Raw genomic sequence first — 3,564 nt, forward strand, 5'->3', positions numbered from 1 at the left:
GAGAATGGTTTGTGCATTAGTGATCATAATCCCCCCCTTAAGGCTCTACGTATTTATATGCGTGCTATGACAGAGCGTGTTGTGACTGCTTGTCTTGAAAAAATGACTGTAACAACACAAACCGACCTCATAGACTTTAAAAAAGTGGATTAACTCAATTCAGACGCACACTACACGCATCATTTATTAATTTGATTTCTTCTTCTCTTTTTTTGATGAGGTCATCCCTTAAGAAGCCAAGATTACTTTCGACTAAAGCTGTAAACAAAAGTAGCTCATTTAGGCGATGAAAAGATGACAAATCTTGAGAAAAATAATTATCAAACCAAGTTGTAAAAGCTTGCGTAAAGGCAGATGAAAACCATTGATTAAAATCATCGTATGGCAATAACGGAAAATAATTTCTATCATCACGCGCAAAAATATTTTGCAGTATATAGACAAGATAACCTGTTGATGAGGGATCTATGCAACTTTCACATGTCTGATTAGGCGAGCGAACACCATAATATATATCTTCACGTCCAATCTTATTAACAAGATTAATCAACTTGACCTTACTTATAGTGATATGTGGGACATCTATCATCTCTGATCTTTCTTCTTTAAGAGTGTGAAGGGTGCTGTTGTGACAGAGCGCGTTGTGATTGCCTGTCTTGCAAAAATGTTTGTGAAAAAGGAACCTCGCAATGATTCATTGTTAATTAAACAATCTTGATTTTTGGCTCAAATGACGCAAGTTAAAAAACTTCTCCTGCAAAAGTAAAATCGATCAATCTTGGTTCTTCTTTTTTGTTAATTAAGCAAATGATTTTATTATTTAATTTATTAATTAGCTCCATTTGTGAAGCCAACTTTAATCTTTGTTCATACAGTGTCTTATTTTTTTGCTTAATTAAAGAGAATAGGTTTTCAAGTACTACTTGCTGTTGTTCAATTGACTTATCTCGCTCTGCAAGAGTGGCTTCATGCCATCTCATCCAACTATCAAATTTTGACTTATGCCATTCTTCTCGTTTTTTAAGAATTGTTGTGTGAGTTTCGTGTCGTTTCACAAGATCTTCTATGCTACAATCACGATCCGGTATCCGTACAAATTCTTTCACCAATCTATCTCCATTCTTCATTTTCGAATTACAACCTATTAATCTACAAAGCTGCGTATAGAGTTTCTTCAATATTCCGTTTCTCATGATCTTTCTCTTTAAACCTGTGAAGGGTGCTGTTGCTGTTCATTATTATCTGTAGAAGCAGCAATAAAAGCAGAACTAGAGCCAGAACTATCCTTCAACTTTTGCAGCTTTAGATAATTTATTACGGAGATAGATCCTCTTTTTTCCCACTTGCAAACAGCTGCTTGAGTTACACCAAGCATTTTCGCCATTTCTGATTGTGTCCAATTAAATTTGCCCCGTATTGACTTAGTCAAATTCTTAAAATCTTCTCGTTGATCCATTTACAAGCTCCAATTACAGCTTTGCCTTACTTTATTCATATAATTATAGTTATATAAAGTCAATGAAATTTATCTTTATCAACGATAAAAAAATAAGGTAAGCAGAAGTATGAGTAATAAATCTAATATTATAAACACATTAAAAAAGATTTTGACCGAGTTTAACTTAACGCAAGAAGATGTAGCCAAACGGCTAAACGTAACACAAGCTTCAGTGTCTAAGTGGTTAAAAGATTCTGATCCACGCGGCTCTAATAGAGATGCCATTTTAGAATTATATAAAGAACTAAAAGGGGATAATCACTTCACAACTTTTGTTCCTCTTATGGGGTATATTGGAGCAGGAACACAGATAGATCCAAGTTTTGAACAAATCCCTGAAGATGGTCTTGAACAAGTAGAAATTCCTTTTGCTTTACCTGATGATATGGTTGCTTTTGAAGTTAAAGGAGATTCTATGATTCCAGCCTATAAAGATGGAGATATGGTTATCGTAAGACGGCGCCAAATTAAAACAATAGAATCCTTTTTTGGCAAAGAAGCCGTTATTTTAACACATGATAATAAAAGATATATAAAGCAGATTAGCAGGGGCATGAATGGTGAAATAGATCTGCTTTCTTGGAATGCCTTACCTATTAAGAATGTTAAAATTGTGTGGGTTGGAGAAATATTTGCTATTTTGCCAATAAGTTCTTACAGCAAGATGATTCGGACTTATCGCTAATTATCCTCCCCTCTTATTCAGTAAGATATTATAATATTTTTTATAAAAAATATAACTTTTTATAATTTTTCGCTTGCTGTTTTATAATTATAGTTATATAAGTAATTATACAAACCACGCACAAACAATCGCCAAGAGGCGTTAGGGAGGAAAAATTATGGATAAGCCAATTCTTATAAATTCCAATGAAATTTTATTAGTTGCCTACGATGATAATCAAAACATTGCAGAGTCTGGACCACTTGATGCAAGCCAAATTCTAAGCATTGTTGCTGAGGTAGATGATGCAATCCAAATCTTTCGTATAAATCCTTCTGAGAATAATTGTGAAGATATCTCTGAAGAGATTGCAGACGCATATGTAGAAGCAAATATTGAACATCTCCATGAGGATAGTGAGGTTCATTACTTTGTACGTGAAAGTAATGCTTACCATGATCTTTTATCTGAGTTAGCAGAAGAAAAATATAATGATGAGGTCTACGGGACCTATGAAGAGCAAAATAAATTACGTCTTTGTGATGTGATTTAAATTCTGAGGGCGCATTTAAAAGCGCCCCCTTTCATTCATCAATAATTAATTAGAGTAAACTCATGAACACACATGACACTAATAAAGATAGTGAAGGATATCTTATACCTGAAAACGAGGTAGACAACAAAATCGGTTATGTCCAAATGGTCAAAGCCCATGTAATGCATAGGCACTTACATTTGAAACAAGATTTTTCCACTTGGTTTAACGATTGTGTTGAAAAGTTTGATCTAAAAGAAGGCGTGGATTTTGTTTTTACAAAACAAGAATGGAACAGACAGAAGATTTGTCCAAAATCTGAAATAGAAACAGATAAAACAGATAATCATTACTTCAAAATTCACGCAGCAAGGAAAATTGCTCAAGCAGAGCGCCATAGAAACTATGGCAAAATATTATACCAATACTTGTGTTTTCATTAATTTAGGAAGTGATGATGCGAAACTTTATTACAATATCTGAAAACAATTTTCAAAACACAACAGTTCAAACGATGTCTAGTCGTGAAATTGCAGAGTTATGCGGTAAGCAACATGCGCATATTATGCGTGATATTCGACAAATGTTAGGAGAATTATATCCTGAAGGGGGTCAATCCAAATTTGGATCCACCTATTTAGATAAACAGGGTAAGACCCAAAACTGTTACAACCTTCCTAAACGTGAATGCCTCATTTTAGTTTCTGGTTACAGCATGACATTACGTGCTAGGATTATAGACCGTTGGCAAGAGTTGGAAAAGCAAGCAGTAACACTACAAATCGACTATTCAAGTCCAAAGGCTATGATTGGCTTTTTGAATTACCTACAAGGTCAAATAGATCAAAAAGACACCATCATTGAAGA

At 34.2% G+C, this 3,564-nt stretch carries 7 protein-coding genes; 4 read left to right on the forward strand and 3 right to left on the reverse strand.

The window, feature by feature from the left end:
• Positions 1–154 precede the first annotated feature (154 nt).
• The 3 genes from ACFINA_RS09360 to ACFINA_RS09370 form a co-directional block, all read right to left on the reverse strand.
• A complete protein-coding gene (locus ACFINA_RS09360) occupies positions 155–589 on the reverse strand; it encodes a hypothetical protein (protein WP_120100899.1) in 435 nt (144 codons plus the stop codon).
• Positions 590–740: 151 nt separating this feature from the next.
• The gene (locus tag ACFINA_RS09365) at positions 741–1,193 is read right to left on the reverse strand and encodes a hypothetical protein (RefSeq protein WP_375615493.1); all 453 of its coding nucleotides are present in this window, start codon (positions 1,191–1,193) and stop codon (positions 741–743) included.
• Positions 1,194–1,204: 11 nt separating this feature from the next.
• Positions 1,205–1,456: a helix-turn-helix transcriptional regulator gene (locus ACFINA_RS09370; protein ID WP_375607533.1), complete on the reverse strand. Its 252-nt coding sequence runs from the start codon at positions 1,454–1,456 to the stop codon at positions 1,205–1,207.
• A 109-nt stretch (positions 1,457–1,565) separates the two neighbouring features.
• On the opposite strand from ACFINA_RS09370, the gene ACFINA_RS09375 reads away from it, so the two are divergent.
• The 4 genes from ACFINA_RS09375 to ACFINA_RS09390 form a co-directional block, all read left to right on the forward strand.
• Positions 1,566–2,183 carry a helix-turn-helix transcriptional regulator gene (locus ACFINA_RS09375; protein WP_375607534.1) on the forward strand — a complete coding sequence of 206 codons (618 nt, stop codon included), beginning with the start codon at positions 1,566–1,568 and terminating at the stop codon, positions 2,181–2,183.
• A 157-nt stretch (positions 2,184–2,340) separates the two neighbouring features.
• Positions 2,341–2,715, forward strand: coding sequence for a hypothetical protein (locus ACFINA_RS09380; protein WP_375615494.1), 375 nt, complete (start codon positions 2,341–2,343; stop codon positions 2,713–2,715).
• 62 nt (positions 2,716–2,777) lie between these two features.
• Positions 2,778–3,140, forward strand: a complete 363-nt coding sequence (locus ACFINA_RS09385; protein ID WP_375607536.1) for an antA/AntB antirepressor family protein — start codon at positions 2,778–2,780, stop codon at positions 3,138–3,140.
• Positions 3,141–3,154: 14 nt separating this feature from the next.
• On the forward strand, positions 3,155–3,564 hold a 410-nt coding region (locus tag ACFINA_RS09390; RefSeq protein WP_375615495.1), incomplete at its 3' end, for a Rha family transcriptional regulator.

It is taken from the genome of Bartonella sp. AC10YNML, from assembly GCF_042196825.1.
Lineage (GTDB): Bacteria > Pseudomonadota > Alphaproteobacteria > Rhizobiales > Rhizobiaceae > Bartonella.

What these genes read in the sequence shown, in the direction of transcription:
- ACFINA_RS09375 (WP_375607534.1), top strand. Translation starts at nt 1,566, where the DNA reads ATGAGTAATAAATCTAATATTATAAACACATTAAAAAAGATTTTGACC.
- ACFINA_RS09370 (WP_375607533.1), bottom strand. Translation starts at nt 1,456, where the DNA reads ATGGATCAACGAGAAGATTTTAAGAATTTGACTAAGTCAATACGGGGC.
- ACFINA_RS09380 (WP_375615494.1), top strand. Translation starts at nt 2,341, where the DNA reads ATGGATAAGCCAATTCTTATAAATTCCAATGAAATTTTATTAGTTGCC.
- ACFINA_RS09385 (WP_375607536.1), top strand. Translation starts at nt 2,778, where the DNA reads ATGAACACACATGACACTAATAAAGATAGTGAAGGATATCTTATACCT.
- ACFINA_RS09365 (WP_375615493.1), bottom strand. Translation starts at nt 1,193, where the DNA reads ATGAGAAACGGAATATTGAAGAAACTCTATACGCAGCTTTGTAGATTA.
- ACFINA_RS09360 (WP_120100899.1), bottom strand. Translation starts at nt 589, where the DNA reads ATGATAGATGTCCCACATATCACTATAAGTAAGGTCAAGTTGATTAAT.